Below are 560 nucleotides of genomic sequence, written 5' to 3'. Positions count from 1 at the left end.
GAAGGAGCGGAACTACTACCATGTCCAAACAAAGAAGAACATTCACAGCAGCATTTAAGAAACAGATGGTTGATCTCTATGAAAATGGAAAACCTAGAGCGTCAATTGTAAGAGAATATGAGCTTACCTCATCAGCACTAGATAGATGGATTAAACAAGCGCAAGCTACAGGTTCTTTCAAAGAAAAGGATAATCGATCCGCAGAAGAAAACGAACTTATCACACTACGAAAAGAAATTCAGCAACTTAAGATGGAGAATGACATTTTAAAGCAAGCAGCGCTGATCATGGATTGATCGTAGCTATCATCCAGAATAATCGTGATAAGTACTCGGTATCAGCAATGTGCAACGTCCTACAAATCGCAAGAAGTACGTTTTATTATGAAGCAAAAGAAAAACCATCTGAAAACGACATTATTCAAGCTATTATTACTATCTTTCACGAAAACAGAAGAGTCTATGGCACACGAAAGATAAAAGTAAAGTTAAAAGAACGCGGTTTAATCGTATCGAGACGACGAATTAGTCGTATCATGCAAGAGCAAGGACTGATATCTA

At 37.5% G+C, this 560-nt stretch carries 2 protein-coding genes; both read left to right on the top strand.

Features of this window, described 5'->3' with window-relative positions:
* A partial coding sequence (locus tag ACFSTH_RS11395) for a transposase (RefSeq protein WP_377793671.1) occupies nucleotides 1–296 on the top strand: 296 nt, incomplete at its 5' end.
* Nucleotides 293–560 (top strand): IS3 family transposase (locus tag ACFSTH_RS11390; RefSeq protein WP_377793669.1); only part of this gene is annotated, 268 nt, incomplete at its 3' end. The genes ACFSTH_RS11395 and ACFSTH_RS11390, both read left to right, overlap by 4 nt.

Origin of the sequence: Paenibacillus yanchengensis (assembly GCF_042684845.1) — a bacterium.
GTDB classification, from domain to species: Bacteria; Bacillota; Bacilli; order Paenibacillales; family Paenibacillaceae; genus Pristimantibacillus; species Pristimantibacillus yanchengensis.
Note: the sequence above shows the minus strand (reverse complement) of the source record. Positions and strands in the feature narration are given on the sequence as shown.